At 72.2% G+C, this 24506-nt stretch carries 23 protein-coding genes, 1 tRNA gene and 1 other RNA gene; 8 read left to right on the forward strand and 17 right to left on the reverse strand.

Annotation, left to right across the window (positions count from 1 at the left end):
- Positions 1-103 precede the first annotated feature (103 nt).
- The 12 genes from ACFWGN_RS00105 to ffs all read right to left on the reverse strand — a co-directional run bounded on the left by ACFWGN_RS00105 (position 104) and on the right by ffs (position 13427).
- A complete protein-coding gene (locus ACFWGN_RS00105; RefSeq protein WP_377615146.1) occupies positions 104-1123 on the reverse strand; it encodes a Dyp-type peroxidase in 1020 nt (339 codons plus the stop codon).
- A 292-nt stretch (positions 1124-1415) separates the two neighbouring features.
- On the reverse strand, positions 1416-2495 hold the full coding sequence (locus ACFWGN_RS00110; protein WP_191805273.1) for an aspartate-semialdehyde dehydrogenase: 1080 nt from the start codon (positions 2493-2495) through the stop codon (positions 1416-1418).
- Positions 2496-2509: 14 nt separating this feature from the next.
- Positions 2510-3829, reverse strand: coding sequence for an aspartate kinase (locus ACFWGN_RS00115; RefSeq protein ID WP_191805275.1), 1320 nt, complete (start codon positions 3827-3829; stop codon positions 2510-2512).
- 270 nt (positions 3830-4099) lie between these two features.
- Positions 4100-4897: a TSUP family transporter gene (locus ACFWGN_RS00120; RefSeq protein ID WP_377615446.1), complete on the reverse strand. Its 798-nt coding sequence runs from the start codon at positions 4895-4897 to the stop codon at positions 4100-4102.
- 134 nt (positions 4898-5031) lie between these two features.
- On the reverse strand, positions 5032-5607 hold the full coding sequence (locus ACFWGN_RS00125; RefSeq protein WP_191805281.1) for a DUF5063 domain-containing protein: 576 nt from the start codon (positions 5605-5607) through the stop codon (positions 5032-5034).
- Positions 5600-6199, reverse strand: a complete 600-nt coding sequence (gene recR / locus ACFWGN_RS00130) for a recombination mediator RecR (protein ID WP_191805283.1) — start codon at positions 6197-6199, stop codon at positions 5600-5602. Before recR ends, ACFWGN_RS00125 begins: the two co-directional genes overlap by 8 nt.
- A gap of 78 nt (positions 6200-6277) precedes the next feature.
- Positions 6278-6679 (reverse strand): VOC family protein, encoded by a 402-nt coding sequence (locus ACFWGN_RS00135; RefSeq protein ID WP_191805285.1) that lies wholly within the window; start codon positions 6677-6679, stop codon positions 6278-6280.
- A gap of 1 nt (position 6680) precedes the next feature.
- Positions 6681-9566: a DNA polymerase III subunit gamma and tau gene (locus ACFWGN_RS00140; RefSeq protein WP_377615147.1), complete on the reverse strand. Its 2886-nt coding sequence runs from the start codon at positions 9564-9566 to the stop codon at positions 6681-6683.
- Positions 9567-9680: 114 nt separating this feature from the next.
- Positions 9681-10343 carry a methionine ABC transporter permease gene (locus tag ACFWGN_RS00145; RefSeq protein WP_377615148.1) on the reverse strand — a complete coding sequence of 221 codons (663 nt, stop codon included), beginning with the start codon at positions 10341-10343 and terminating at the stop codon, positions 9681-9683.
- Positions 10340-11623: a methionine ABC transporter ATP-binding protein gene (locus ACFWGN_RS00150; RefSeq protein WP_377615149.1), complete on the reverse strand. Its 1284-nt coding sequence runs from the start codon at positions 11621-11623 to the stop codon at positions 10340-10342. Before ACFWGN_RS00150 ends, ACFWGN_RS00145 begins: the two co-directional genes overlap by 4 nt.
- A gap of 240 nt (positions 11624-11863) precedes the next feature.
- Positions 11864-12757 (reverse strand): MetQ/NlpA family ABC transporter substrate-binding protein, encoded by an 894-nt coding sequence (locus ACFWGN_RS00155; protein ID WP_377615150.1) that lies wholly within the window; start codon positions 12755-12757, stop codon positions 11864-11866.
- Between the two features lie 573 nt (positions 12758-13330).
- Positions 13331-13427: signal recognition particle sRNA small type (gene ffs / locus ACFWGN_RS00160), an RNA gene on the reverse strand.
- Positions 13428-13623: 196 nt separating this feature from the next.
- Here ffs and ACFWGN_RS00165 point away from each other — a divergent pair.
- Positions 13624-13709, forward strand: a tRNA-Ser gene (locus ACFWGN_RS00165).
- 103 nt (positions 13710-13812) lie between these two features.
- Here ACFWGN_RS00165 and ACFWGN_RS00170 read toward each other — a convergent pair.
- Together ACFWGN_RS00170 and ACFWGN_RS00175 are read right to left on the reverse strand one after the other, a co-directional pair.
- On the reverse strand, positions 13813-14382 hold the full coding sequence (locus tag ACFWGN_RS00170; protein ID WP_377615151.1) for a hypothetical protein: 570 nt from the start codon (positions 14380-14382) through the stop codon (positions 13813-13815).
- Positions 14383-14476: 94 nt separating this feature from the next.
- A complete protein-coding gene (locus ACFWGN_RS00175; RefSeq protein ID WP_056645039.1) occupies positions 14477-14665 on the reverse strand; it encodes a PspC domain-containing protein in 189 nt (62 codons plus the stop codon).
- Between the two features lie 188 nt (positions 14666-14853).
- Here ACFWGN_RS00175 and ACFWGN_RS00180 point away from each other — a divergent pair, with 188 nt between their 5' ends.
- From ACFWGN_RS00180 to ACFWGN_RS00205, 6 genes are all read left to right on the forward strand, one after another.
- Positions 14854-15582: a TetR family transcriptional regulator gene (locus tag ACFWGN_RS00180; RefSeq protein ID WP_377615152.1), complete on the forward strand. Its 729-nt coding sequence runs from the start codon at positions 14854-14856 to the stop codon at positions 15580-15582.
- Between the two features lie 144 nt (positions 15583-15726).
- Positions 15727-16695, forward strand: a complete 969-nt coding sequence (locus ACFWGN_RS00185; RefSeq protein ID WP_377615153.1) for an ATP-binding cassette domain-containing protein — start codon at positions 15727-15729, stop codon at positions 16693-16695.
- Positions 16692-18353 (forward strand): ABC transporter permease, encoded by a 1662-nt coding sequence (locus ACFWGN_RS00190; protein ID WP_377615154.1) that lies wholly within the window; start codon positions 16692-16694, stop codon positions 18351-18353. The genes ACFWGN_RS00185 and ACFWGN_RS00190 overlap by 4 nt, the downstream gene beginning before the upstream one ends.
- Before the next feature lie 109 nt (positions 18354-18462).
- The gene (locus ACFWGN_RS00195) at positions 18463-18774 is read left to right on the forward strand and encodes a type II toxin-antitoxin system VapB family antitoxin (protein WP_056645031.1); all 312 of its coding nucleotides are present in this window, start codon (positions 18463-18465) and stop codon (positions 18772-18774) included.
- Positions 18775-18783: 9 nt separating this feature from the next.
- Positions 18784-19482, forward strand: a complete 699-nt coding sequence (locus ACFWGN_RS00200; protein ID WP_377615155.1) for a LytR C-terminal domain-containing protein — start codon at positions 18784-18786, stop codon at positions 19480-19482.
- A gap of 109 nt (positions 19483-19591) precedes the next feature.
- Positions 19592-20200: a GNAT family N-acetyltransferase gene (locus ACFWGN_RS00205; protein ID WP_377615156.1), complete on the forward strand. Its 609-nt coding sequence runs from the start codon at positions 19592-19594 to the stop codon at positions 20198-20200.
- Between the two features lie 181 nt (positions 20201-20381).
- On the opposite strand, the gene ACFWGN_RS00210 is transcribed toward ACFWGN_RS00205, so the two are convergent.
- The 3 genes from ACFWGN_RS00210 to ACFWGN_RS00220 all read right to left on the reverse strand — a co-directional run bounded on the left by ACFWGN_RS00210 (position 20382) and on the right by ACFWGN_RS00220 (position 23473).
- Positions 20382-21695 carry a uracil-xanthine permease family protein gene (locus ACFWGN_RS00210; protein WP_377615157.1) on the reverse strand — a complete coding sequence of 438 codons (1314 nt, stop codon included), beginning with the start codon at positions 21693-21695 and terminating at the stop codon, positions 20382-20384.
- Between the two features lie 199 nt (positions 21696-21894).
- Positions 21895-22818 (reverse strand): LLM class F420-dependent oxidoreductase, encoded by a 924-nt coding sequence (locus ACFWGN_RS00215; RefSeq protein WP_377615447.1) that lies wholly within the window; start codon positions 22816-22818, stop codon positions 21895-21897.
- 64 nt (positions 22819-22882) lie between these two features.
- Positions 22883-23473: a hypothetical protein gene (locus ACFWGN_RS00220; protein ID WP_377615158.1), complete on the reverse strand. Its 591-nt coding sequence runs from the start codon at positions 23471-23473 to the stop codon at positions 22883-22885.
- A 103-nt stretch (positions 23474-23576) separates the two neighbouring features.
- Between ACFWGN_RS00220 and ACFWGN_RS00225 the strand changes: the two genes are divergently transcribed.
- Entirely contained in the window at positions 23577-24464 is an 888-nt protein-coding gene (locus ACFWGN_RS00225; protein WP_377615159.1) for an LLM class flavin-dependent oxidoreductase, read from the forward strand.
- The last annotated feature ends 42 nt before the right edge of the window (positions 24465-24506 follow it).

The raw sequence follows: 24506 nt of genomic DNA on the forward strand, positions 1-24506 counted from the left end.
GCGGGCCCGCCGGGGGCCCCCCCCCCCCACTTGCGCGGGCGCCCCCGGCGCGCGGGGCCCCCGGCCCCCACCCCCCACTTCTCGGCGTCGATCGGTCACCCCCTCACGACCCGACCGCCATCGCCCCGCTCCCGGGCTGCTGCTCGACCTCGTCGTCCGCGAGGCTCTCGAGCAGGTCGAGCGACGGCACGAAGAACAACGACCCGGTCAGGGCCGTGGACACCTCGAGGATCCGGTCGGTGTTGCCCTCCGGCTCGCCGATGAACATGCGGTGCAGCATGAGCTCGGTCACCCCGGGGTCCTTCGCGTACGCGATGTAGTACGTCCCGAACTCGCCCGCGCCCGCGTCGCCGAACGGCATGTTGTCGCGCAGGATCGCGAGCTCCTCGCCGTTCTCGTCCTCGATCACGTTGAGCGCGACGTGCGAGTTGCTGGGCTTGACGTCGTCGTCGAGCTCGATGTCGTCGAGCTTGGTCCGCCCGATCGCCTTCTCCTGCTCCTCGGTGCTCAGCCCGTTCCACGCGTCGAGGTCGTGCACGTACTTCTGCACCACGACGTAGCTCCCGCCCACGAAGTCCGGCTCGTCCACGACCAGAGCGGCCTCGGGGGCCGCCCGGCCCGTCGGGTTCTCCGTCCCGTCGACGAAGCCCAGGAGGTCGCGCGAGTCGAAGTACCGGAAGCCCGTGGTCGAGTCCTCGACGACCACCGCGTCCCCCAGCGCACGCATGATCTGGCGGGCCAGCTCGAACGTCAGGTCCGCCCGGTCGGCGCGGAGGTGGAAGAGCACGTCGCCCGGGGTCGACGGGGCCGTGTGGCGTGCGCCGGCAAGTGCCCTGAGCGGGTGCAGGTGCGCGGGACGCGGCGCCCCTGCGGGACGCACGCGGTCCCAGAAGCTCGACCCGAGGCCCACGACGCACGACAGCTCGGCCCGCCCCTGCCGGAACCCGACCGAGCGCACCAGACCGTTGACGTCGGAGGCGACACCGAGCAGCGTCGCGTCCGCCTCAGGGCTCCCCGTGGAGCTCACCACGAGGAACTCCGCCGACGTCGTGAGCTGGTACAGCACGGGCTGCGGCTCGGGGTCCGGTGCAGGTACAGGCGCCGGGAGCTGGGGGTTGGTCACGGGAGACACCTCCGCGTCGTGCCCGGCGCACGGGAGGCGCGGGTCTCCCCCGAGTCTGTCGGGCGTCCGGCGGTTCGGCGCGCGCAACGGCTCCCGTGCGAGCCGACGCTGCCGTGAGGGGAGCCGCGGGCCGTCGCAGGGCGTTCCGAGGGGCCGGACGAGGTGCGCACAGCCCGACGGCGCCCGCCCACCGGAAGGTGAGGGGCGCCGTCGGGCACCGTGATGCCTGGTCCGTCTCCGGACCAGCGGGACGGGCGGGAGCCACAGCCCCTGCCCTTCCCGGCAGCACGAGTCAGGCCGAGGCAGCGGCCTTGCTCGTGAGGTCTGCCGCGACCAGCTCCGCGACCTGCACCGCGTTGAGCGCGGCACCCTTGCGGAGGTTGTCGTTCGAGACGAACAGCACCAGGCCGCGACCGCCCGGCACGCTCTGGTCGGTGCGGATGCGGCCCACGAACGACGGGTCGGCACCTGCGGCCTCGAGCGGGTTGGGGACGTCCGAGAGCTCGACGCCCGGGGCCGACGCGAGCAGCTCGCGCGCGCGGTCCGGGGTGATGGCCTGAGCGAACTCGGCGTGGATCGCGAGCGAGTGCCCCGTGAAGACCGGGACGCGCACGCACGTGCCCGCGACCAGGAGGTCGGGAAGGCCCAGGATCTTGCGCGACTCGTTGCGGAGCTTCTTCTCCTCGTCGGTCTCCTCCTCGCCGTCGTCGACGATCGACCCGGCGAGCGGCACCACGTTGAACGCGATGTTGCGCGGGAACTTGTCCGGTGCGGGGAACGTGACCGCGCTGCCCGAGTGCACCAGACCCGTGAGGTCCTGCTCGGCCCCTGCGACCGCCTGGTCACGGAGCTCGGCCGCGCCGGCCAGTCCCGCTCCCGAGACCGCCTGGTACGTCGCGACGATCAGGCGCTCGAGGCCTGCCTCGTCCGCGAGCGGCTTGAGGACCGGCATCGCGGCCATCGTGGTGCAGTTCGGGTTCGCGATGATGCCCTTGCGCGCCTCGTGGATCGCTTCCGGGTTGACCTCGGACACGACGAGCGGGACGTCCGGGTCCATGCGCCACGCCGAGGAGTTGTCGATCACGACGACGCCCGCGGCGGCATAGCGCTCGGCCTGCGCCTTGGCGGTCGCACCGCCCGCGGAGAACAGGGCGATGTCGAGACCCGACACGTCGGCCGTGGCCGCGTCCTCGACCACGACGTCCTCGCCCTTCCAGGGCAGCGTGCTGCCCGCGGAGCGGGCCGAGGCGAAGTAGCGGATCTGCGCGACGGGGAAGTCACGCTCCTCGAGCAGACGGCGCATGACGGCGCCGACCTGACCGGTCGCCCCGACGACGCCGACGACGAGGCCGGCAGAGTTCTGGTTGCTCATGGTGCTCTCCTCGCTCAACGGCCGGTGCCGGCGTAGACGACTGCTTCGCTCTCGCCGTCCAGCTCGAACGCGGTGTGGATGGCCCGCACCGCGTCGTCGAGGCTGTCGGCCCGCGTGACGACCGAGATGCGGATCTCGGACGTCGTGATCATCTCGATGTTGATGCCCGCGTCACGCAGCGCACCGAACAGGCGCGCGGACACGCCCGGGCTCGACTTCATGCCCGCACCGATGAGCGAGACCTTGCCGATCTGGTCGTCGTACTGGAGCGACGCGAAACCGATCTCCTCGCGCACGGCGTCCAGGGCCGTGGTCGCGAGCGCGCCGTCGTCCATGGGGAGCGTGAACGAGATGTCGGTCAGGCCCGTGGCCGCGACCGAGACGTTCTGGACGATCATGTCGATGTTCGCGCCGGCACCGGCCACGACCTCGAAGATGCGGGCGGCCGTGCCCGGGACGTCCGGGACGCCCACGACGGTGATCTTGGCCTCGCTGCGGTCGTGCGCGACGCCCGAGATGATCGGATCTTCCATGATGACCTCTGCCTCGTTGTCGGCCGGGTGGCCGGGAGCCTGCTGGGGGACGTTGGGCACGGGGCGCGCGTCGTTCGACACGATGGTCCCCGGCTTCGTCGAGAACGACGAACGGACGTGGATGGGCACGCCGTAGCGGCGCGCGTACTCGACGCAGCGCAGCACCAGGACCTTGGCCCCGCTCGCCGCCATGTCGAGCATCTCCTCGTAGGAGATGCGGTCGATCTTGCGGGCCGTCGGCACGATGCGCGGGTCCGCGGTGAACACGCCGTCGACGTCGGTGTAGATCTCGCACACGTCGGCGCCCAGGCCGGCCGCGAGCGCGACCGCCGTGGTGTCCGAGCCGCCGCGACCGAGGGTCGTCACGTCGTTGGTGCTCTGCGTGACGCCCTGGAACCCGGCGACGATCGCGACCGAGCCCTTCTCGACCGTCTCGCGGATGCGGTGCGGCACGACGTCGACGATGTGCGCCTTGCCGTGCACGGCGTCCGTGATCACGCCGGCCTGCTGGCCCGTGAACGACTTGGCCTTGACGCCGAGGTTGTTGATCGCCATCGCCAGCAACGACATCGAGATGCGCTCACCTGCCGTGAGCAGGATGTCCATCTCGCGCTGGGGGGGAAGGGGGGTGACCTGCTGGGCGAGATCGATGAGCTCGTCCGTCGTGTCACCCATGGCCGAGACCACGACGACCACGTCATGTCCGGCCCGCTTGGTCTCTGCGATGCGCTTCGCCACCCGCTTGATGCTCTCCGCATCAGCTACCGACGAGCCACCATATTTCTGCACGACAAGTGCCACTAGCCTGCTCCGTTACGTCGCCGGCCTCCGTCTCTCTCAACGGCCCGCCGGGTGTTTTACGAGTCGGTCGATGATAGCCCGGGGCCCGTGAGCGGCGGGAGGGGGCTCAGGATGCGGGCGGTCCGGGCCCGTGCCGGTCGCTGACCTGCGGGGATACTGGCTACCGGGTGCCGAGCACGAGGTTGTGGTCGTCCTGAGCCCGAGAACGACCGCAACCTCGTGCTCGGCAGCCGCCGGCAAGCACCCGGCCCGACCCGGCGTCGGGCGAGGTCACTCCCCGAGGCTCGTGACGACGTCGTACCCGAGCTTGCAGATGAGCGCCCCCACGACGACCACGAACACGACCCGCACGAACCCGCTGCCCTTGGCCACTGCCATGCGCGCCCCGATGTACGCGCCCAGCAGGTTCGCGGCCCCGATCGCGAGCCCCAACCCCCACAGCACCGCCCCGTACGGGACGAAGAAGATGAGCGCGCCCGCGTTGGTCGCGAAGTTGGCGATCTTCGCGAGCGCCGAGGCGGGCAGGAACGCGTACCCCAGGATGCTCACGAGCGAGATGACGAAGAACGTCCCCGTCCCGGGACCGAGCAGCCCGTCGTAGAACCCGATCACGAGCCCGATCCCGGCCGCGGCCCACCGGTGCCCGTTGCCCTCCCAGCGCAGGTTCGTCGTGTGCCCGAGCCGGGGCTTGGCGATCGTGTAGACGGCCACCGCGATCAGGACCACGAGGATGATCGGCTTGAACAGCTCGGCGGGGATCTTCGACGCGAGCGCCGCGCCGCCGATCGCGCCGAACAGGGCCGCGATCGCCATGGGCCCCGCGGTCCGCAGGTCGGGGCCCACCCGCCGGTAGTAGGTCGTGGCGCTCACCGAGGTGCCCATGATGCTCGCGAGCTTGTTGGTCGCGAGGGCCTGGACCGGGCTGATGCCCGGCACGAGCAGCAGCGCGGGGAGCTGGACGAGCCCTCCCCCACCGACCACGGTGTCGATCCATCCGGCGGTCAGGCCGGCGAGGACCAGGAGGGAGATCGTCAGGAGGTCGAGCTCGAGACCGCCCGACCCGGGCAGCACGATCCCGTCGCCCGCGGCGAGCGGCGCGTGCGCCACGAGAGGAAGCGTCGCGGCGAGGTCCCAGGTCACACGGCAGTCTTGCACGACGGCGGAGAGGTCACCCGGGTGCTGGCGCCCCGGTGCTCACCCGGTCAGGACTGCAGCGCGTCGTACTCCGCCTCGGCCGCGACGTCGTCCTCGACGTCGAGGCGCAGGTGCGCGAGCACCATCTGCAGGACGCGCAGCGCGCTCGCCGCGCGCTCTCCCCACAGGGACAGGTAGGAGAACTGCCACCACCACAGCGCCTCGAGCTCCTGGCCCGAGTCGTAGTGCTGGAGCCCCTTGGCGAGCGCCTCGGCGATGCACGCGATGTCCCCGGACACGAACGCCTGCCCGACGACGGCGCCCAGCACGGGGTCGACGATCTCCGGGTACTCGTCCAGACCGTCGAGGAGCTGCGCGAGTGCCTCGCGCAGCGGGTCGAGGTCGGTCTCGGGGCCGGCATCGGGCTCGAAGCGCTCGTCCGGGACGACGTCCATCATGGCGCCGAGGCGCGCCCCGGCCGCGAGCATGTCCGACGTGGCGAGCAGCAGGAGCGGGATCGCGGCCTCGGGGGCTGCGCCCGACGCGACCTCCGCCGTGGTGGTCAGGAAGGTGCGGGCCTCGGCGGACACGGACGCGGCGACCGACCGGAGGTCGGACCCCAGTGCCTCGCTGATCTCAACCACTGACGACTCTCCGTCCCTCGAAGGCCCGCCCCAGCGTGACCTCGTCCGCGTACTCCAAGTCTCCACCCACGGGCAGCCCGGACGCGAGGCGGGTGACCCGCAGGCCCATCGGGGACAGCATGCGCGTGAGGTAGGTGGCCGTGGCCTCGCCCTCGACGTTGGGGTCGGTCGCGAGGATGACCTCCTGCACCTCGCCGTCGGCCAGTCGCGTGAGCAGCTCACGGATGCGCAGGTCGTCGGGACCCACGTTGTCCATGGGGTTGATGGCCCCGCCGAGCACGTGGTACTTGCCCCGGAACTCACGCGTGCGCTCGATCGCGACGACGTCCTTGGGCTCCTCGACGACGCAGATCACTGCGGCCGAGCGCCGGGGGTCGAGGCAGATGCGGCACCGCTCGCCCTCAGCCACGTTGCCGCAGACCTCGCAGAAGCGCACGCGCAGCTTGACCTCGGTCAGCGCGTCGGTGAGCCGACGCACGTCCGCGGCGTCGGCCGCGAGGAGGTGGAACGCGATGCGTTGGGCACTCTTGGGGCCGACCCCGGGGAGTCGGCCGAGCTCGTCGATCAGGTCCTGGACCGCGCCTTCATACACGTCCCCAGCCTACGTGGCGCCGCCGACGCTCGGGGCCGCCCCGGAGGCGGCGCGCGGCCGTCGTCCGTGCGGGTCCGCTCAGGTCTCGTCCGCGACGATCTCGACCTCGAAGCCGTCCTCGTTCTCGAGGTAGGCCGCGTAGTGGTCGGGCCCGCCCGCGTACGGGTGGGCGTCGGCGAACATGAGGCTCCACCCGTGCTCGGCAGCGCGGGTCACGAGGTCGTCGACCTCGCTGCGCCGGCCGCCCGTGAACGCCAGGTGGTTGACCCCGGGGCGCATGCGGTCGTGCCCCTTGCCACGGACCGCGGGGCTCGCCTCGAGCACGATGTACGTCGCACCGCGCAGCCAGCTCTGCCCCGTGGCCCACGTCTGGAAGCGCGTGTAGCCGAGCTCGTCGAGCAGCCACGCCCACGAGCTCTCCGCGGTGTCGAGGTCCTCGACCCAGAGCTCGACGTGGTGGAGCTCACCGCGGGGACTCACGTCAGAGCCCGGTGTCGATGGTCTCGTCGATCACGACGCCGCCCAGGAGCTGCGCGACGAGGGGCGCACCGACCAGGCCCGACGAGGCCAGGTCCGGGTCGTCGTCCGAGGGCGAGTCGTCCTCGATCGAGGTCGTGACGCGGGCCGAGGACTGCCGAGCCTTCTGCTCGGCGGCCTGACGCTCGAGCGTCTGGCGACGTGACTCGCGGACGCCGGGCGGCGGTCCCGCGGGGGCGGGGGTCGGGGCGCTGGGCGCGGCGGGCGCGCGCAGCGTCTGCCGGTTGCCCGACGGCGCCGCTCGCCTCACGTCCACGGGCGGCGGTTCCGGGCCCTCGTCGAAGTCCGCGGGCGGCTCGGTCATGGAGGCTCCCGCGAGCCAGGCCTCGTCGGCCGCGTTGACGACCGGGGGCTCGACCACGGGTGCCTCGGGAGCAGGTACGGGAGGAGCGGTCACGGGAGCCGGGCGTTCCTGGACCGCGACGCTGCTCCGCTGCTCGTGCTGCAAGGCGGCTTCGCCCGTGTGGTGCGGGACACCGGGGCCACTCGCGGTCGTCGGCGCAGCGATGGTGCCCACGGGGTCGGAGGTCGGTGACGGCGCCCCGGCGGACCCGTTCCCGCCCGAGCCCGACGCGCCGGACCCGCCCGAGATCTCGTGCGCGGACACGTCGGCCGGGGCCGACGGTCCTGCGACCGACGGGTCGTCGTGACGTGGAGCCGGGGGTGCGGCAGGCGCCGGCACGCTCGGCGCCGGGCCGCCGCCCTCGTCGAGGCGGGCCTCGACCCGGACCTGGAACCCGAGCGTCTGGTAGACGGCCTCCTGGACCGCCCCCGTGTGCCGGGAGGTGGAGAAGGTCCGCGCGAGAGCCGGCGTCTGGAACGCGAGGTACAGCGTGTCCGACGTGAGCTCGCCGACCTGCGCGTTGGCGCTCACGAGGGACCACGTGACGCGGCTCGTGCTGAGGGTCTGGAGGACCTCGGGCCAGCGACGACGCAGCGCGTCGGTGCTGAGCGCGTCGGCGTGGTTCGAGGCCTGTCCGGCACCGGGCGAAGGCGCTGTGACCTCGGGCTGGGCAGGAGCCTCCCCGGCGGGCGAGACGGGCTCGACGACCGGTGCAGCAGCAGCGGCTGCGCGGGGCGCACCCCGCTCGGGCCCAGCGTCGACGGGCTCCGCAGCGGCGGATTCCGCGCCGAGGGCAGCCGCAGGCGCCGCATCACCTGCGGGCTCGACGAGGCCGGAAGCGTGCTCGGCGACCGGTGCCGCGTGGTCCACGGGGCTCTCTGCACCGACTCGCACCGACTCCGCCGGCTCGGCGTGCGCGTCGCCGACGGGTACCACGACCGGCCGGTCGTCGGTCGCCGGGGCGACCGCCTCGCTCGAGCGGGCGGGCTCGTCCGCCTGAGGGGCGGCCTCGGCCGGCACCGCGACCACAGGTACGGACGGCGCCGCGACCACAGGAGCGGTCGGCGCCGCCACAGCAGGCACAGCAGGCACAGCAGGAACGGGCGCAGCAGCAGGCACGGCAGGAGCTGCAGCCCCCTCCCCGCTCTTGCGCGCCTGGAGCGCGGCGCGTGCGGCCGCGGCCCCGCTCAGCCCGTTGGCGGGCGCGACGGGGGTGACGTCCTCCTCGACCCGCGCGCCCCGCGGCGGTGCAGCGACGAGCCCCTCGGGGCCGCCGGACCGCGGTGCGGATGCGACGGGCGCGAGGCCGCCGGTGCCCAGGCCGCCCCGCTCCAACCGGTCGATGCGCGCCGCGAGCCCCGCCGCGCCGTCGTCCACCCCGGGGAGCAGGAGGCGGGCGCACAGGAGCTCGAGGTGCAGGCGCGGGGACGTGGCGCCGCTCATCTCGGTGAGCGCCGCGTTGACCAGGTCTGCTGCGCGCGACAGCTCGGCCGCCCCGAGGTGCTGGGCCTGGGCCTTCATGCGCTCGAGCTGGTCGGACGGGACGTCGCGCAGCACCGCGTCCGCGGCACCGCCCGAGACCGAGATGACGATCAGGTCGCGCAGGCGCTCGAGCAGGTCCTCGACGAAGCGGCGCGGCTCGTGCCCCGTGGTGATGATCTGCTCGACGACCCGGAAGATGCTCGCGCCGTCGCGGGCCGCGAGGGCCTCCACCACGTCGTCGAGCAGCGAGGCGTGCGTGAAGCCCAGGAGGTCCACGGCGCGCTCGTAGTCGACGTTCCCGGCCTCCGCACCTGCGATGAGCTGGTCCATGACGGACAGCGAGTCACGCACCGAGCCGCCGCCCGAGCGCACGACGAGCGGCACGACGCCGGTCCCGATCGTCACGCCCTCCGCGGCGCAGAGCTGCTCGAGGTACGGACCCAGGACGTCCGGCGGGACCAGCCGGAACGGGTAGTGGTGCGTGCGCGACCGGATGGTCCCGATGACCTTGTCCGGCTCGGTCGTCGCGAAGATGAACTTCACGTGGGGCGGCGGCTCCTCGACCAGCTTGAGGAGCGCGTTGAACCCCTGCGGCGTGACCATGTGGGCCTCGTCGAGGATGAAGATCTTGTACCGGTCCCGGGCGGGCGCGAAGGTCGCGCGCTCGCGGAGCTCACGGGCGTCGTCGACACCGTTGTGCGAGGCCGCGTCGATCTCGATGACGTCGAGGCTGCCCGAGCCGCCGCGTGCGAGCTCGATGCAGGACGAGCACTCCCCGCAGGGGGTGTCGATGGGCGTCTCCTCGGTGTTGCGCGCGCAGTTCAGCGTGCGGGCGAGGATGCGCGCCGAGGTCGTCTTGCCGCAGCCGCGAGGGCCCGAGAAGAGGTAGGCGTGGTTCACGCGTCCGCTGCGCAGTGCCTGCCGCAGGGGTCCGGTGACGTGGTCCTGCCCGATGACCTCGGCGAAGGTCTCTGGCCGGTAGCGGCGGTACAGGGCGGTGCTCACCCCGGCAACTCTAGACGGCGTGGCTGACAGCCCGCACAGCGGGTCCCCGGGCGTGCTGCCCGGGGACCCGCAGTCGGTCCGTCGGCGGGGAGCCGACCCACCTCGGGTGGTGCGTCAGCGCCGCAGGACCTTGCGCGCGAGCCAGTTGCCGAAGAACTGCACGACCTGCACGATCACGATGATGACCACGACCGTCACGGCCGTCACGGCCCAGTTGTAGCGCTGGTAGCCGTAGCGGATCGCGAAGTCACCCAGGCCGCCGCCGCCGATGTAGCCGGCCATGGCCGACATGTCGATCACGGCCACGAAGATGAACGTGTAGCCCAGGATGAGCGGCGCGAGCGCCTCGGGGATGAGCACGGTCCGGATGATCCGCCAGGGCGAGGCACCCATGGCGCGCGCGGCCTCGACCACGCCCGGGTCGATGCTCACGAGGTTCTGCTCGACGATGCGCGAGGTCCCGAAAGCCGTCATGACCGACAGCGGCAGGATGAACGCCTCGGTGCCGATCGTCGTCCCGACGACCGCGAGCGTCACGGGGTAGATCATCGTCAGGAAGATGATGAACGGGATGGGTCGCACGATGTTGACGAGCACGTTGAGGACGTTGAACACCACGGTGTTCGCCAGCAGGTTGCCCTTGCGCGTGCAGTAGAGCGCGAGCCCCAGGACCAGGCCGCCGAGCCCGCCCGCGAGGAGCGCGATCGAGACCATGTAGAGCGTCTCGCCGAGCGAGGACAGCAGGATCGGCCACAGGGTGGACCAGTCGCGGTTCATCGCGCGCCTCCGAACGTGCCGGGCTCGGTGCCGAAGTCACCGGGCTGGGTGCCCTGCGTGCCGGGACGACCGAGCCCCGAGGTCCCGGTGCTGCCCGTCCCGGGCCATCTCTCGCTCTGCCAGGCGTCGCGCGGGTCGGGTTCGTCGACCCGGCCCGACGGCGGAGCACCGGTCGTGCCGTCCCCCTCGCCCGACTCGTCGCTCGCCCCGGCCACGACGCGCGGGTCGTCGCGCGGGTCGGCGGCGGTCCCGAGGTCGACGACGTCGGTGGTCGTCGCGAGCTCGGTGAGGAACGCCGCGATCGTGGCGTCGTCGCCCGCGAGCTCGAGCGTGAGCGACCCGAAGGGCCGCTCCCCGATCTCGGAGATCCCGCCGAACACCACGGAGCCGTCGAGCCCGTGCTCGCGCAGGAGCCGGGTCAGGCTCGCGCCCGAGGTCCCGTCCTCGTGGACGCCGACCGTCACGAGGCGTCCGGGGTGCCGGCGACGCAGGCGTTCGAGCGCCTCGGGGCCGGGACGGTCGCGCAGCGCCGTCCCGACGAACTTCTTGGTCGCGGTGGCCTGGGGCGAGGAGAACACGTCGTAGACCTCGCCGACCTCGACGACCTTGCCGTGCTCCATGACCGCGACGCGGTGGCAGGTCGAGCGCACGACGTCCATCTCGTGCGTGATGACGACGATCGTCACGCCGAGCTCGGCGTTGACGCGGCGCAGGAGCGCGAGGACGTCGCGCGTCGTCTCGGGGTCGAGCGCGCTCGTCGCCTCGTCCGCGAGCAGGAGCTTGGGCGAGGTGGCGAGCGCGCGCGCGATGCCGACGCGCTGCTTCTGCCCGCCCGAGAGCTGCGACGGGTACGCCCCGGCCTTGTCGGAGAGCCCCACGAACTCGAGGAGCTCGGCGACGCGCGCCTCGCGCCGCGGCTTGTCCCAGCCCGCGACCTTGAGCGCGTAGGCCACGTTCCCGGCGACGGTCCGCGAGGACAGCAGGTTGAACTGCTGGAAGATCATGCCGATGCTCGCGCGCACGGGGCGCAGCTCGCGCTCGGAGAGTGTGCTCACCTCGTCCCCGTCGACCACGACGCTGCCCGACGTGACGGGCTCGAGCGCGTTGATGAGCCGGACGAGCGTGCTCTTGCCCGCGCCCGAGTAGCCGATGACGCCGAAGATCTCACCCGCCTCGATGTCCAGGGTGACGCCGTCGACGGCCGCCACGGCGGACGGACCGGTCCCGAAGACCTTCGTCACGTCGCGGAATCGGACCATCGTGTCCGAGGTGGTGCTCACGGAGGAACCTCTCGTGCGGGGTGGGGCGGCCGGGCTCCTCGTGAGAGCCGTGGGCCGACGTGGTGCGGTGGGGCTGCGGTCTGGTGGCCGTGCTGCCGACGCGTGCGGACAGCTCCTATCCAACAGGCACCGGGCCGCCCGGGCGAGAGCAGCGTGCGCATCGCCCGGGAGGGAGCGCGCCGGTGCCCGACGACGTCAGGTGAGTGACGTCGTCGGGCACCGGTGGCTCGCGCCGAAGGGTCAGCCCTGGGCGCGGTAGTTCTCCTCGATCCCCGCGAGGATCTCCTGGAGCTCCGCCGGCGAGTTGTCCTTGATGACCGCGGTGCCGCCCGAGGCCTTCTTCTCTGCGGCGATGACCTCTTCGTTCTGCGAGAGGGCGGCGATCTTCAGGAGGGTCTCGTCGTCCTTGTCCTCGGCGCGGGCGACCCACACGTTGATGTAGGGCTCGGAGGCCGCGGAGTCGGGGTCGTCCTGGAACAGTGCGTCCTCAGGGGCCAGGCCGGCGTCCTCGAGGAAGTCGTTGTTGATGATCGCGCCGTCGACGGACTGGAGCGAGATCGCGGTCTGCGCGGCGTCGACCGGGGTGACCTTGACCTTCGAGGACGGGAGCACGTCGGCCTCGGTCGACAGCGAGCTGCCGCCGTCCTTGAGCTCGATGAGCCCCGCCTCCTGGAGGACGAGGAGCGCGCGGGCGAGGTTGGTCGCGTCGTTCGGGACCGCGATCTCGCCGCCGGCCGGGATGTCCTCGAGCGCCGTGTGCTTGGACGAGTAGAGCGCGAGCGGGTAGACCGCGGTGGCGCCGATGGGCTGGAGGTCGTCGCCGGCCTCGACGTTGTAGCCCGCGAGGAACTGCAGGTGCTGGAACTGGTTGAGGTCGATCTGGTCCTGCGAGAGCGCCGGGTTGGCCTGCTGGTAGTCGCCGAAGTCGACGATCTCGATGTTCAGGCCCTCTTCCTCGGCGACCTTCTCGAACACGGCCCACTTGTCGTCGGCCGCGCCGACGACGCCGATCTTGACGACGTCGTCGGTGCTGCCTGCCGAGGCACCGCTGTCGGTGGGGGTCGTGGCGCACGCTCCGAGCGTGAGGGCTGCGGTGGCCGCGATCGCAGCGAGGGTGAAGTTCTTGCGGAGCATGGTCTGTCCTTCCGGTGACGGCGCCGGCTGTTGTCGCAGGGCGTCCGTGGGGGGCGTCGTGGTGGTGACGGGGGTGACGGGTGGAACGTCCTCCTGCCCGACGGCGGGTCACGGGTCGCGAAGACACGTCACCGGTGGTCGGTGGTCAGGAAGGGAGGTGCGGGGCGCTTCGGCGCGGGCTCCGGTCGTCTCCGGGCTGCACTCGTGGCTGGTGGTGCGGTGCTTGGGTCAGGTCAGCGCTGACAGCACATTCGACCGGCGCCACGCAGGACGGAGCGACACGACATTCGGCAGCAGGAGGCTGCGCGGTGCGTCGTGAGCTCGGTGCTCGTGGGGCGGGTCATGGCTCCATGATGCGCACGCTCGGCGTTCCAAAACCACCGCATCGGTCGATATTCCAGATGCTGGACGGATTTTCGTCCGCATCCTGGTCCACAGGCAGAGGTTTGGGATATTTTGCGGCTTTTCCACCCAGGCGATGTGGCGCAGGCCACACCTGTCCGTGCGAGGCGAGCGACGTCGTCGGGCACGCTCGAACCTCGGCCCGGAGCGGACCTCGGCCGGGTCCGGGCATGCAAGGACCCCCCGTGCACCCACCAGAGCCCACCTGCCCTTGCTGCCTTCCGGCCCTGGGGGAGTTCAGTGAGATAGTGCCGCACGAGGGGTCTGGACCCAGCCTAGCCCAGGACGGGCGGTCGTCCGAAACCGGCCCCCGGCGCACCCCTCCCCGCCGCACCCGACCGGGCTGGCGGACGACCCCGGAACGGCCCGGGTCCGGGCGCCGGCGGCCCGATTCGGTCGCTGGGCGTCCGTCCGGTATTCTCGACACGCTGCCTGACGCCCCGCGTGGGTCGACGCTGCAGCACGGAGGATTCGCCTAGTGGCCTATGGCGCACGCTTGGAAAGCGTGTTGGGTTAAAAGCCCTCGGGGGTTCGAATCCCCCATCCTCCGCAGACCGAAGGGCCCGCAGCGTGCGCTGCGGGCCCTTCGTCGTTCACCTGTGCCAGCGAGCGGGGCGCGAGTCGCCAGCTCTGGGGCCAGGGCGGTCGAGACGTCAGCCCGCGTCGCCGAGGCTGTCGAGCAGCCGCCCCGCCATCCCGATCAGCTCGTCACGGACCAGGCCGTCGCCGATGAGCCGTACCGTCCCGGCAGGGGGTGCCTCGATCGACACGACCGAGCGATCCTGCCCCTCCGGGTCGGACACCACGGTCACGGCCAGGTCGCCCGAGAGCTCGGGGACCGGCTCGGGCGCCCAGTCGTCGCCCAGATACTCGACGTCGACGCCCTCGGGGACCGCGTAGACGTACAGGCCGGGCCCTTGCTCCTCGGGCTGGCCCTGGACGTAGATCGAGCTCGTGGACCCCGAGAGATCGATGTCGACGGTCTCGACGTAGCGGAAGCCCGCGGGCAGGATCGCCTCGTCGAGCTCCGATGCCGCGGCCAGCAGCAATGCTCCCTCGGTCGTCGCGCCGTCGAACGTCGGAGCCGGTCCGGTGGCCGGGGCTGCCGGGGTCTCGGCCGCGGTGGCGACGGGCGAGGCCGACGAGGCGCAACCCGCGAGCGCCGCGGCGACGAGGCCGAGGGCAAGGGGCAGCAGGGCGGTTCGGGTCGGGTGGGAGCGCACCCTCGGATGGTGCCACGATGCTGCGGCGCTGGACAAAACCCACCGAGCACGGTCACAGCGGACGTGTCGGCCGCCGGTGTTCCTCAGGCGGGGTTCACTCCGGGTCCCGGGGCAGGACGATCCACAGCACGATGTACAGCAGGATCTGCGGTCCGGGCAGGATGCAGGACGCGACCGCGAGCACGCGGACCAGCGTCGGGCTGATGTCGAAGCGTCGGGCGAGGCCGGCACAGACACCGGCGATCACGGCGCCGCGGCGCGGTCTGGCGAGGATGTGGCTCATGTTTCGACGGTACGCCGGGGGCTGAGGCCCGCACATCGGGGGCTCCCCTGGTCCGTCCCTGATTCGTACCCCTGACGCAAGGGCTCGGTCGTCATCCCTGCGACGGACCCGCATCCCTGTCGACCTTGACGACTCCTTGACGCCGGTCCCTCTTGTGCCGGGCTGAACAGGTGTTTAGCGTGTTGAACATGCGTTCAGCACCATCACGCACCCCCGCGGTCGACGCGGCAGAGCCCGCGGCCGACCCCTCGGACCTCACGGCTCGCGCGCGCATCCGCGACGCGGCCCTGGCCCGCTTCGCGAGCGAGGGCTTCCGCGTCCCGCTGCGCACGCTCGCCGCCGACGCCGGGGTCAGCGCGGGCCTCGTCATCCATCACTTCGGCTCGAAGGACGGCCTGCGGCGAGCGTGCGACGAGCACGTCCTCGTCCTGATCCGGGAGAACAAGCGCAACGTCCTGGGCGACGAGACGGGCTCCCGAGGCAGCCCCATGGACGTCCTCGCACAGCTCTCGTCGGTCGAGGAGTACGGCCCGGTCCTCGGCTACGTGCTGCGCAGCCTCCAGGAGGGCGGCGACCTCGCCCGCTCGTTCGTCGAGAGCATGGTCGAGGACGCCGCCGCGTACATCGCCGACGGCGTCGCCGCCGGCACCATCAGGTCCTCGCTCGACGAGACCGCGCGAGCGCAGTACCTCGTCACGCAGTCCCTCGGGACGATCCTCCTCGACCTCACGCTGCACCCGCCCGAGGACCCCACCGACACGGGCGCGATCGTCCGTGCCTATGTCGACCGCATGGGCCTGCCCTCGATCGAGCTCTTCACCGAGGGCTTCCTGACCGACCGCACGCTCCTCGACGCGTACCTCCGGTACGCCGAGCCGCCCCCCGACGAGCAGGCCTCCGCAGCACCGGCCCCGTAGCCCGAGCGGTCGTCCGCCGCCCCGGTCGACGAGACCGCCGCCCGCTCGCCGAGGCGAGCGACGCCGTCGGGCACGAACGTCCCCCGCTCGACGACGGCCCGCACCGGCTCTCCCTCCCAGCCCACGCCTCCCCGACGAGGAACCATGACCACGACAGCACGCACGACCTCCGACCCCGCCACGACCCGCGGACCGGCCGTCGAGATCCACGACCTGCGCAAGTCCTTCGGCACCACCCAGGCGCTCGACGGCCTGGACCTGACCGTCCGCGCCGGAGAGGTCGCAGGCTTCCTGGGACCCAACGGCGCCGGGAAGTCCACGACCCTCCGCGTCCTGCTCGGCCTCCTGCGCCCCGACTCGGGCACCGCGACCCTGCTGGGCGGCGACCCGTTCCGTGACGCCGTCTCCCTGCACCGACGCCTCGCCTACGTCCCGGGCGACGTCACGCTGTGGCCCCAGCTCTCGGGCGGCGAGACGATCGACCTGCTGCTGCGCCTGCGCGGCGCGGCGGTCGACGAACGCCGCAAGGCCCGCATGCTCGAGCGGTTCGAGCTCGACCCGACCAAGAAGACCGGGACCTACTCCAAGGGCAACCGGCAGAAGGTCGCGCTGGTCGCGGCGCTGAGCGCCGACGCGGAGCTGCTCGTGCTCGACGAGCCGACGTCGGGCCTCGACCCGATCATGGAGGCCGTCTTCCAGGACTGCGTGCGCGAGGCGACCGCGCGCGGCACGTCGGTCCTGCTGTCGAGCCACATCCTGGCCGAGGTCGAGGCGCTGTGCGACACCGTCACGATCATCCGCAGCGGCCGGGCCGTGCAGTCCGGGACGCTGCGCGAGCTGCGCCACCTCACGCGCTCCAAGGTCGTCGTGACCGTCGGTCCGGGAGCCACCTCGACCGCCGCGCTCGATGCGCTCGACGGCGTGCACGACCTCACCGTCGACGGGTCGCACCTGACCTTCCACGTCGACGACGACGCGCTCCCCCAGGTCACGCGCGCCCTCGCGGACCTCGAGCCGCACGGCCTGACGATCGAGCCGCCCTCGCTCGAGGAGCTGTTCCTGCGGCAGTACGGCGACGAGCTCGCCCTGCTCGAGGGCGAGGCCGAGCGATGACCGCGCTCGCGTCCCCGTCGACCGCCCCGGCCCGCACCGCCGCCCCGCCCCTGTCGCTGCACCGCGCGCTCGCCGGGACGGGGTCGCTCGTGCGGCTCGCGCTGCGGCGCGACCGGGTCCTCCTGCCCGTGTACGTCGTCGTCGTGCTGCTCATGGTCGCCGTGACGTACTCGTCGGTCGCGACCGTCTACGGCACGCAGGCCGAGCGCGACGAGCTCGCCGCGAGCATGGGCACCAACAGCGCGTTCCTGGCGCTGCTGGGCCCTCTCGAGCACACCGGGTCGGTCGCCTCGACGACGGCCTGGCGCGTGGGGCTCTTCATGATCCTCGTCCTGGGCGTGCTCGCGGTGCTCACCGTGGTGCGCCACACGCGCAAGGAGGAGGAGACCGGACGGCTCGAGCTCGTGCGCGCGGCGCACGTGGGGTCGCTCGCACCGCTCGCGACGGGTGTCCTCGTCGCGGCCGGGATGTCGGTCCTCACGGGCGCGCTCATGGCCGCGATGTTCGTGGCCCAAGGAGCCGACGGCGCCTCGTCCGTCGCGTTCGGCCTGCAGTTCGCGGCGCTCGGCCTGGCAGGGACGGGGATCGGGGCGGTCTGTGCGCAGGTCGCGACGTCCTCGCGGACCGCGAACACGATCGGCGTGCTGCTGCTCGTCGCGGGGTACGCGCTGCGCGGCGTCGCCGACATCGAGCCGTCTGCCGACTGGCTGCACTGGGTCTCGCCCGTCGGCTGGGTCCAGGAGATCGACCCGTTCGGCGCGAACGCCGTCGGACCCGCGCTGCTGTGCCTCGCGCTGTTCGTCGTGTGCGTGGCGGTCGCGGCGCGCACGTCGCTCGGCCGCGACCTCGGGGCAGGGCTCGTCCAGCCTCGCCCCGGCCCCGCCGGGTCGTCCTCGCTGACCAGCCCTCTCGCGATCGCGCGCAGGATCCAGCTCCCGGGCGTCGCCTCGTGGGCGCTGGGCGTGGGCGCCTACTGCCTGCTCGTCGGGTTCCTCCTGGACTCGGTCGACGACATCGCGGGGTCGTCGCCGCAGATGCAGCAGATCATCGAGCAGCTCGGCGGGGCAGGTGCGCTCGCCCAGGTCTTCCAGGTCGCGATCATGGGGTTCGTCGGGATCGCGGCCGCGGCCTTCGCGGTGACCTCGGTCTCCCGGCTGCACGCCGAGGAGACGTCCGGGCGGGCCGAGCTGGTCCTCGCGACCGGGGTCTCACGGAATCGCTACCTGTCGGCCTCGGTCGTCCTGACCGTCGTCGGCGTGGTCGCCGTCCCGCTGTGGTCGGGGCTCATGATGGGCCTGGGGCACGCTCTCGTGTCGGGCGGGTGGGGCGCGGCGTTCGGCGACGCCGTCGGCGCGGGGCTCGTGCAGGTGCCTGCGGCCCTCGTCGTCGCGGGCCTCGTGCTCGCCCTCTACGGCTGGTGGCCGCGTCTGGTCGCGCTGGGCTGGGGGATCGTGACGCTCGTGCTCGTCGTCGGGCAGCTCGGCGAGCTGCTGGGCCTTCCGCAGTGGGTCCGCGACCTGTCGCCCTTCACCCACGTGCCCCAGGTCCCGCTCGACCCGTTCGCCCTCGGCCCGGTGCTCGCCCTCACCGCAGTGGCGGCTGCGCTCGTCGCTCTGGCATACGTCGGGTTCAGGCGTCGGGACGTGAGCGGCGCGTGAGCGCGGCGCACCGCCCGGCCCTGGAGCGGATGTGCGGGGCCCGTGGAGTTGTCGAGCACCGGGTGACATCCAGCCCTTCGCGCCCGGCGCCCGCCCTAGACTGACCCGCATGATCTTCAAGGCCGTCGGCGAAGGGCGCCCGTACCCCGATCACGGGTTGGTGACGCCCAAGGACTGGTCGAGCGTCCCGCCGCGGCAGGTACGGCTCGACGAGCTCGTCACGACCAAGGGCACCCTGAACCTGGAGACCCTCCTCTCGGAGGACTCGACGTTCTACGGTGACCTCTTCGCGCACGTCGTCGAGTACCAGGGTGTCCTCTACCTCGAGGACGGGCTGCACCGTGCCGTGAGGGCGGCTCTTCAGCAACGTGCCATCCTGCACGCCCGTGTGCTCATGCTCAACGCCCCTGCGGTCGGGTAAGTTGCTGGCGTGACCACGCAGCCCGGCCCCGACCACTCCCGTACCGTCCGACGACGGCGCATGCACGAGCGCCAGGCCGTGATCTTCGGGTTGCTCGTCGCCTTCCTGGTCATCACCGGCATCGGTGCGCTGGCCGTGTACACGGGCGCCGTCGACGCCCCCTTCAACAAGGGCTTCACCACCATCCAGGTCGACGGCGAGCTCGCCGACGTCAAGTCCCCCTGCCTGCCCGAGGGCACGCTGCCCGTCGCGTACGCCGACGTCCAGGTACGCGTCTTCAACGGCACCGGGAAGGGCGGCCTGGGCGCCGCGAACCAGGAGATCCTCACCAACCGCGGCTTCACGGTCGTCCTGCTGGGAGACCTCGAGGACGCCACCGGCAAGAACATCACGCAGAACGTCACGCAGATCTCCTACGGCCTGACCGGGGTGGCGCAGGCCTACACGCTCGCGGCGCACTATCCCTCGCCCGTGCTGGTCCTCGACGACCGCGCAGACGCCACGGTCGACGTGGTGCTCGGCAAGAACTTCGAGAACCTGGTCGACGAGGAGCTCGTCGGCCTCGACGGGGCCGTCCCGCTCGAGAGCCGCAAGGACTGCGTGGCGGTCGAGACCCTCACCCCGCGGGCCGCCTACGTCCCGCCGGTACCCGCAGCCGACGTCCCTGCCGAAGAGGTCCCTGCCGAGGAAGCCCCGGCAGAAGGCTGACGCGGGCCCCGGTCCGTTCCTCCGGGAATGCGCTGGTCCCGCACAGGGTTCGGCGCTACTGTCTGGCCCGGTCTTGATTCGTCCCTGCTCCTGAACGGTCGCTCCCACGATGGCCTCGCTCCCCCTGCGCCCCGCTCGCGTCACCGACCCCGCCGAGGTCGACCGCTTGTACGAGATCTGCCTGCGGACGGGGGCCGACGGCGGCGACGCGACCGCGAGGTATCGCGACCCCCGGCTGCTCGGTGAGGTCTACCTCGGTGCGTACCTGAAGCTCGAGCCGGACCTGGCGTTCGTGGTCGACGACGGCACGGGAGCGGTCGGGTACGTGATCGGTGCCGCCGACACCCGCGAGTTCGAGGCACGCTGCGAGCGCGAGTGGTGGTCGGCCCTTCGCGAGCGGTACCCGCTCGACTCCTTCCCGGCCGAGTCCCTGGACAGCAGCCTCGTCGCGCAGATCCACTCGCCCGGGGCCGCGGAGCAGGACGTGGTGGACCTGTACCCGGCCCACCTCCACGTGGACCTCCTCCCGCAGGCGCAGGGAGGGGGCAACGGCAGACGACTCCTCGAGACCTTGTTCGACGCGCTGCGAGAGCGCGGTGTCCAGGGCGTGCACCTGGGGGTCTCGGAGACCAACGCGTCGGCGATCGGGTTCTACGAGCACCTCGGCTTCGAGCGCCTGGTGGTGCCGCAGGGCTACGTGCTGGGGCTCAAGCTCTAGCCCGGGCTCCGGTCGCGGGGACCCGGCTCCGCGACCGCCCCGACCTGCAGTGCGCGAGATGCGGCTGACGGGGGTCGGAAACTCTCCCGGACCCCCGTCAGCCGCATCTCGCGGGCGGGTCACCCGCGTGCGCACCAGGTCCACCGCGAGCGGCGGCGCCCAGCGGTCAGTCAGCGGCCGGTCAGCGGTCCGCCATCTCCTCGCCGCCCGGCACCGAGGCCGGGCTCGCGGGCTCCTGCGACGTCCCGCGCCACCGCGCGATGTTGCGCATCACGTGATAGATCACGAGGGCCGACGCCGTACCGAGGGCGATGCCCTCGAACGTCACGTCGCCGATGACCCAGGTGAAGTTCGCGATGCCGACGATCAGCGGGACGGCCGCGGTCGTGAGGTTGACCGGGTCGGAGAAGTCGACCTTGTTCTGCACCCAGATGCGCGCACCCAGGATGCCGATCATGCCGTAGAGCATGGTCGTCGCCCCGCCCAGGACCCCCGCGGGGATGGTCGCGATGAGCGCACCGAACTTGGGCGACATGCTCAGGACCAGGGCCGTCGCGCCCGCGACCCAGTAGGCCGCGGTCGAGTAGACGCGCGTCGCGGCCATGACCCCGATGTTCTCGGCGTACGTCGTGGTGCCCGAACCGCCGCCGATCCCTGCGAACGTCGTCGCGAGACCGTCGGCGAAGAGCGCACGGCCCGTGAGGTCGTCGAGGTTCTTGCCCGTCATGGCCGCGACCGACTTCACGTGGCCCACGTTCTCCGCCACGAGCACCAGCACGACCGGGACGAACAGCCCCAGGACCGCGACGTCGAACGTCGGGGTCACGAACTCGGGCAGACCGAACCACGTGGCGTCGGACACCGGGGCGAAGTCGACCTCGCCGCGGATCGTCGCGACGACGTAGCCGATGATCACGCCGAGCAGGATCGCGAGACGACCGATGATGCCCTTGAAGAGCACCGTGATGAGGATGATCGAGGCGAGGGTGATGAACGCCGTCACGGGGAACACCTTGAAGTTGTTCCAGGCGGCGGGTGCCAGGTTGAGGCCGATGAGCGCGACGATCGTGCCGGTCACGATGGGCGGCATGGTCACGTCGATCCAGCGCGGGCCCGCGAAGTGCACCACGACGCCGATGAGCGCGAGCACCAGACCCGTGACGAGGATCCCGCCGACCGCGACGGACTGGCCGCCCGACGCGGTTGCCGCGGTGATGGGGGCGATGAAGGCGAAGCTCGACCCGAGGTAGCTGGGGAGCCGGTTGCGCGTGATGAGCAGGAACCCGATGGTCCCGATCGCCGAGAAGAACAGCGTGGTCGCCGGAGAGAAGCCCGTCAGGAGCGGGACCAGGAACGTCGCGCCGAACATCGCGACGACGTGCTGCATGCCGATCCCGATCGTGCGAGGCCAGCTCAGGCGCTCGTCGGTGCTGACCACGGCGCCGGGTTCGACGCGCTTCCCGTCTCCGTGGATCTTCCAGCCGAGTGCTGCCATGGGGGGCTCCGTTCGTGAAGTTTTGGTGAAGTGCCGAAGGGAAGGGTACTGCCCGGTACGCACGCTCCGTGAACGGCCGGTACGCCGTGGACAGCCCCGTCCCACCACCCCTCGCTCGCGTCACCGACCACCCAGGACGCCCGACGGCGGAGCGCACCTTCCCGGAGAAGGTGCGCTCCGCCGTCGGGCAGGTTGGCGCTCAGCTCAGCTGCGGCCTGACCTCCCGCGCGATGAGCTCGAGGTGGTCGAGGTCCGCGAGGTCCAGGACCTGCAGGTAGAAGCGGGTCGCGCCGTCCTCGCTCGTGGCCGCGAGCTTGTCCGCGGCCTCGGCCACGGTGCCCGCGATGCCGTTGGTCCGCAGCTCCTCCGGGTCACGACCGATCGCCGCGGCGCGACGACGGAACTCCGCCTCGTCCTTGCCCACGCACACCACGAACGCCGCCGAGTAGATCAGGTCGTCGGGGTCGCGGCCCGCGTCCTGGCAGACCACGCGCACGTTCTCGATGCGGTCGCCCAGCACACCCGGGTCGGGGAACGCGACGTTGAACTCGGTCGCGTAGCGCGCCGCGAGCGCCGGGGTCCTGCGCGGGCCGTGCCCACCGACGATCACCGGGACGCGGCTCTGGACGGGCTTGGGCAGCGCCGGCGAGTCCGTGAGCGTGTAGTGCTCGCCCGCGAAGCTGAACTTCTCCCCCACCGGTGTCTCCCACAGCCCCGTGATGACCGCGAGCTGCTCCTCGAGGATCCCGAACCGCTTGGCCGGGAACGGGATGCCGTACGCGGTGTGCTCCTGCGGGAACCAGCCCGCCCCCAGGCCCAGCTCGATGCGCCCGCCCGACATCTGGTCGACCTGCGCGACCTGGATCGCGAGCACGCCCGGGTGGCGGAAGGTCGCCGAGGTGACGAGCGTGCCCAGGCGGATGCGGCTGGTCTCGCGCGCCAGGCCCGCGAGCGTGGTCCAGGCGTCGGTCGGGCCCGGGAGCCCGTCGCCGTCCCCCATGACGAGGTAGTGGTCGGAACGGAAGAACGCGTCGAAGTCGAGCTCCTCCGAGGCGCGTGCGACCGCGAGGATGTCGTCGTAGGTGGCGCCCTGCTGGGGCTCGGTGAAGATGCGGAGGTCGATCGTCATGTCCTCCACCTTGCCACGTCACCGAGGGTGCCGAGGGCGGGCCCGGGCCCGCCGCGACTCAGCCCATCTGCGCGGCGACCACGGTCACCGAGCGGCCCGGCGGAGCGGTGACCACGAGGTCGCCGTCGTCGGTCAGCGAGAGGTGGAAGCCGCCGAGGTCGCGGGACACGCCGGCGGGCGTCGGGTCGGACGCACCGGACAGCGCGGCGGAGGCCGCGGGCGACGCCTCACCGGCAGCGCCCTCGGTGCCCGGCTCGGCCGGCGCCGCGAGGTCGAGGTACTCCGTGACATCGCGCGACACCTCGACCAGCTTCACGGGCCAGCTCTCGCCCGGCTCCCAGGCCGCCCCGGCGCGCAGGCGCCGACCGACGAGCCCGACGAGCGCGGGCTCGTCGGCGGTCTCGAAGCGGACGTGCCCGCCCTCGTCGACCTGGAGCCCCGTGATGCGCTGGACGTCGACGATCTCGTTGCTCGCGGCGGCGACCAGGACGTCGGCGGCGTCGAGGAGCTCCTGGGCGTCGTCGGACTCCGCGAAGGCCTCGGGGGTGTCGACCTCGGGCACGGGCCAGTCGCCGCGGACCACCGCGAGCTGCTCGTCGCGCGACCCGGCGCGCGGGTAGCGGTGGGAGACGTTGACGACGACGGCCATGGAAACCTCCGGTGATGCGTGGATCGGACTCAGGACAGCAGACCACACCTCGGCGGTCTTCCCCGCACCGCGCGGGCCGCCCGCGGCACCGTAGGGTCGGGGCATGCGACTGAGCACCGTGATCCTGCCGATCTACCGCTGGGCCGAGGGACGCGACGTGTGGCGCCGCGCCGAGGACCTGGGGTTCCACGCGGCCTACACGTACGACCACCTGTCGTGGCGCAACTTCCGCGACGGCCCGTGGTTCGACGCGCTGCCCACGCTCGCCGCGGCGGCCGGGGTCACCGAGCGGATCCGCCTCGGGACCCTCGTGACGTCGCCGAACTTCCGCGAGCCCGTGACGCTCGCCAAGGACCTCATGACCCTCGACGACCTCTCGGGCGGGCGGGTCACGCTCGGTCTCGGTGCGGGGACCACGGGGTTCGACGCCACGGTCCTGGGGGGCGAGGGCTGGTCGGCCCGCGAGCGCGCGGACCGGCTGCGGGACTTCACCGCGCTGCTCGACCGGCTCCTGACCGAGCCCGCCGTGACGCACGACGAGGGGCACTACCGCGCGCACGAGGCCCGGACGATCCCGGGTCCCGTCCAGGAGCCGCGCATCCCGTTCGCGATCGCCGCGACCGGTCCTCGCGGCCTGCGCCTCGCGGCGCGGTACGGCCAGGCGTGGGTCACGACGGGCGACGACCGCGTCGGCACGGACGGCACGGCGGCCGCGTCACGCGCGGCCGTCGGCGCCCAGGTGTCCCGGCTCGAGGCCACGTGCACCGAGGCGGGGCGCGACCCGGGCAGCATCGAGCGCATCCTCCTGACGGGGTTCACGCCCGACCGGCCGCTCGACTCGGTCGACGCGTTCGTCGAGACCGCGGCGGCCTACCGCGACCAGGGCATCACGGAGATCGTGCTGCACTGGCCCATCGCGGACTCGCAGTTCGCGGCCGACCAGGTGACGTTCGAGAAGATCGCGACCGAGGGGCTCGCCCAGCTCGGCTGAGGCCCGGCGCCGGGGTGGGTCCGTCCGCGCGGTTCCTCCCGG

The sequence above is a fragment of the Oerskovia sp. NPDC060338 genome (assembly GCF_042726295.1).
GTDB classification, from domain to species: Bacteria; Actinomycetota; Actinomycetes; order Actinomycetales; family Cellulomonadaceae; genus Oerskovia; species Oerskovia merdavium.